The organism is uncultured Campylobacter sp., from assembly GCF_938039205.1.
Taxonomy (GTDB): domain Bacteria; phylum Campylobacterota; class Campylobacteria; order Campylobacterales; family Campylobacteraceae; genus Campylobacter_A.
In genome coordinates this window covers 1-2,711 of the sequence record NZ_CALHVM010000046.1, presented here as the reverse complement: position 1 = coordinate 2,711, position 2,711 = coordinate 1, and the positions used below count along the sequence as shown (strand labels likewise).

Sequence of the window (2,711 nt, the reverse complement as noted above, 5' to 3'; positions counted from 1 at the left end):
AAAGTGTTGAAAAGGGTTGCGAACAGTTGACAAAAATCATACACTTTGGCGACAGTGGTTAGAAAAGCGTAAAAAAGTGTTTAGAGCAGCGATAGAATGGGCGTTATGTCGTTTAAGCAAAAAAGCACGAAAAACGGTTAAATTTTTAGCCCTCACCCCAAATACACCATTATGAGCCATTGTATCCGCACCGCAAAATTCGGAGTGTCTTTTTTAAAATTTTGGTATTAAGGGACAAAAATAGATAAAAATGTCCCTTAATTGGCATAAAATTACAAATTTGTGGGATTAATCATCAATAAAACGTCATTAATCATCATTTTTAACCGAAAAACGATGATTAATCAAGCTTAATGATGTTTAATGCCTTACAATAACGTTTTTAGGGCTTTTATTAATCATCATTCCCATAAAAAGCCTTTAAAACTTAAAATAATTAATCATCATTGTAGAAATATCTTAAATGATACATTTTATCACCTTGCCGACAATTTGGCAAGATCCGCAAGTATCTTCGTCCAACTCAAAACTCTCATAGTCTTTGTTTGTGCTTTTGATATATAGATTTCCGCGCGGCGTTTTTTGAAGTATTTTAACCATAAGATTGTCGTTGTACATAATCACATACAGCCCGTCGCCCTTAAATTCTTTCATTTTTTCAAAAATAACCCAGTTGTCGGGATGAAGCATCGGCACCATCGAATAGCCGTCTACTTGCGCCATACGTAGTTTTTCGTTTTTCATTATAGTTTTAAAGAAAGTGGCAGGAACATAAAACCTCTCATCCTCGTCTATCACGTCGACTTCCGTTATGTCTACGCTCGTACCCGCGCCGACCTTTTGATTTAGTTTTTTTATCCAGTATCCATTTACCACTTCATCGGCATTATATTCGTTTTTACGAATACCATCCAACAGGAAGTCCATAGAAGTATTATATTCGTCGGCTATTTTATACAAAATATCCATAGGCACCTTATCTCTCTCAATCCAACCCGCAATTGTAGACGGCGTTTTACCTATTTTTTGCGATAGCTGATTTCTGTTTTTTACACCTACAATCTCATAAATCCTATCCAATATTTCCCCTGCTGCCATGCGCTCACCTCTATATTTTGATAAAATATTCGTATTTTAAGAATATTTTTATTGACTTATTCGTAAAAAGCGAATATAATACTTTCAAACATTCGAAAAATTATATCTCATTTGAGATTAAAACTTTCAAAGGTTTGAAAAATAGTTCTTTAAATTTTCATTGTTAAGTCGGCAGAAAGGTCAAATATGAAAGTGGCATTTTATAGCGCCGAACCGAGCGAGTCTAGCTTTGGCGTTAGACAACGACTCGGCAAAGGCGTAGAGAGGCTGCTCGCGGTTTTGAGCCAAGGCGGATATTCAAGGCGTTTAGTAAGATATTGCGATAGGGTTTTATATAAACATATAGACTCGATCAATACTCAAGACAAGCAAACGTGCGATGAGTATGCGAAAAGGCTCTCAGATATGCGTTGTAAAGTCTCGTGTAGTGGATCAAATCGGCGTAATCAAGCAGATATAGCCCGAGAAATTCGCGGTCTTTTTCGCTAGGTATGTCCTTGTGCGATGCTTTTAGATACGGCTCATCCATAACTTCGCTAAATTTATACGAAAACTGATAACAAGCAGGTATAGAATAGTCTTTTGGATGGGCTATGCTATCGTCGTGTAAGAGCATTCTAGCACTAGTGTCTATACACTTAAACTGATAGGCCAGTATCTCGAATCTCGGCGGATAGACGAATATATCTTTATCTTTAAAGCTTTTAAGCTCGTCAAAGAAAAATTGCCCGCCGTCGTCTATCTCCTGAAAATCTCTTTCAAACTCTATCCTAGTATAAAAGTATACGTTGGCGTGTTTTTTAAAAAGCCTTTGCGCTTCTTTGCTGAGCTTGTAGGCAAGCTTGGGCAATGCGCCCGCATAGAGTCTCTCTTTGCAATGATAACACTCAAAGGTATCTAACTTTAACGTGGTTATAGATATAGCCGTAGCTTGTTTGCACTTAGGACAAGCGAAGTTCATTTTAGCTTCGTGCATATAAATCCTTATTTATGGTCTTAAAACGAGATTATAACTAAAAATTTAATAAGCCGACTTAACAATGAAAATCAAGGAGAAAGGAGCGCGAATGATAAAGCAGTATTTCAAAGACAACTGCATAAGCATAAGACAGTGGGCAAAAAAACACGATCTCAGCGAGCGTACTACCTATATGGTAATAAACGGCGAGGTGCTAGGCGAGAAAAACCATGCAACTTCAAGGAAAGTGTTTGAGGCGCTTTTGTCCGAGGGTATAATCAAAGAGCTTCCGAGCGCCCTAAAAAGCGAGCGAGAAGAGAGCAAGGCCAGCTAAATGATATACGTCGAGACCGCTGCGGCTGCTGAGATTTTTGATATTAATCCGAGAGCTTTGGCAAATTCTGTCAATAGGGGTTCGCGTAAATACCCATTCATCCGCATAGAGGGCGCGGGCGCTAGAAGCCGCGGGGGCGTGAAGCTACTGTTTGCGGTGGAGATCGCCGGTGTCGATGCGGCGATAAATAGCGGAAAAATAGATAAAGATATAGACATATACTTGCAAGATAGCGCGCAAGAGTGCGGATATAGAGCCGTGAAATTTAGCGAATTTTCACGGGCGGATGAGGCCTTTAGGGTAAATTTGGGAAATAACGCA

General features: G+C 39.0%; 4 protein-coding genes. 2 read left to right on the top strand and 2 right to left on the bottom strand.

The annotated features are described in order from the left end of the window. Window positions 1-459: 459 nt before the first annotated feature. Window positions 460-1,098: a LexA family transcriptional regulator gene (locus Q0394_RS05750; protein ID WP_298946067.1), complete on the bottom strand. Its 639-nt coding sequence runs from the start codon at window positions 1,096-1,098 to the stop codon at window positions 460-462. Between the two features lie 352 nt (window positions 1,099-1,450). Next, window positions 1,451-2,074 carry a hypothetical protein gene (locus tag Q0394_RS05745; protein ID WP_298946065.1) on the bottom strand — a complete coding sequence of 208 codons (624 nt, stop codon included), beginning with the start codon at window positions 2,072-2,074 and terminating at the stop codon, window positions 1,451-1,453. 91 nt (window positions 2,075-2,165) lie between these two features. Between Q0394_RS05745 and Q0394_RS05740 the strand changes: the two genes are divergently transcribed. Together Q0394_RS05740 and Q0394_RS05735 are read left to right on the top strand one after the other, a co-directional pair. Continuing rightward, window positions 2,166-2,390, top strand: coding sequence for a hypothetical protein (locus Q0394_RS05740; protein ID WP_298946063.1), 225 nt, complete (start codon window positions 2,166-2,168; stop codon window positions 2,388-2,390). Continuing rightward, on the top strand, window positions 2,391-2,711 hold a 321-nt coding region (locus Q0394_RS05735; RefSeq protein ID WP_298946061.1), incomplete at its 3' end, for a hypothetical protein.

Excerpts from the sequence above, each read along its gene's own strand:
- Q0394_RS05750 (WP_298946067.1), bottom strand. The coding sequence starts at position 1,098 with ATGGCAGCAGGGGAAATATTGGATAGGATTTATGAGATTGTAGGTGTA.
- Q0394_RS05745 (WP_298946065.1), bottom strand. The coding sequence starts at position 2,074 with ATGCACGAAGCTAAAATGAACTTCGCTTGTCCTAAGTGCAAACAAGCT.
- Q0394_RS05740 (WP_298946063.1), top strand. The coding sequence starts at position 2,166 with ATGATAAAGCAGTATTTCAAAGACAACTGCATAAGCATAAGACAGTGG.